Source organism: Bacillus cereus group sp. BceL220 (assembly GCF_051776965.1).
In the GTDB taxonomy this organism is placed as follows: domain Bacteria; phylum Bacillota; class Bacilli; order Bacillales; family Bacillaceae_G; genus Bacillus_A; species Bacillus_A cereus.
This window is the reverse complement of record NZ_JBPWBC010000059.1, coordinates 1-422: the sequence shown is the minus strand read 5'-3', so window position 1 is coordinate 422 and position 422 is coordinate 1. Positions and strand designations below refer to the sequence as shown.

Sequence of the window (422 nt, the reverse complement as noted above, 5' to 3'; positions counted from 1 at the left end):
GCTGTTTTAAAATGAAAAATAATTCTATTATGCGTTTTTGGAAAGATCCATTGTATCGTATGGACCTCTCTTCTGATGAAAGAGGAAATATGCCAGGTAGTCCAGTTGGAGATAGTTTAGAAGAAATCCAAGGAAATGAATTACTTAACGCAGTTGGAGCTGGGGATGTTCAAGCTAATACTAACACAATAGTGGTTACTCAATTAACAGCAAAATCTCCTTATATCAGCAATACTTTAGGGAATAAAGGCCATGCATGTACCATTACTAAAGAATGTCAAAATATGTGCAATTAAATTTTATTATTTTACTTAATCAAAAAATTTTTAACATGAAATTAAGTTAATTCAAAGGGGCTGTTTTAAAATGAAAAATAATTCTATTATGCGTTTTTGGAAAGATCCATTGTATCGTATGGACCT

At 31.0% G+C, this 422-nt stretch carries 1 protein-coding gene; it reads left to right on the top strand.

Annotated elements, in window-relative coordinates:
• Positions 1 to 296, top strand: a 296-nt coding sequence (locus ACS2FK_RS30510) for a plantaricin C family lantibiotic (RefSeq protein WP_438899980.1), incomplete at its 5' end; no start/stop codon positions are given.
• Positions 297 to 422: the final 126 nt, after the last annotated feature.